We start from the raw sequence: 243 nt of genomic DNA, 5'->3' as shown, positions 1-243 counted from the left end.
GCGACCCGGCGAACCGGGGTGAACGCGTACACCGGGCAGGGACGCGCCGAGGCGGTGAACGGCGCGGACGTCGTCATCGACGTCACCAACGTGTCATGTTCGCCGTACGACGACGAGCCGCCGGCGGCCTTCTTCGAGACGTGCACGACGAACATCCTGTGGGCCGGACAGCGGTTCGGCGTGGCCCACCACGTCATGCTCTCGGCGCTGGGCGCGCACCGCATCGACAGCCCGTACTTCCTC

At 69.5% G+C, this 243-nt stretch carries 1 pseudogene; it reads left to right on the top strand.

Annotation, left to right across the window (positions count from 1 at the left end):
- Positions 1-18: 18 nt before the first annotated feature.
- Positions 19-243 (top strand): annotated as a pseudogene (locus tag ACR9ZK_RS23120) (NmrA family transcriptional regulator); the annotation flags it as partial.

It is taken from the genome of Monashia sp. HAY1-5C (assembly GCF_056755255.1).
This window is presented reverse-complemented; position numbering and strand designations above follow the sequence as displayed.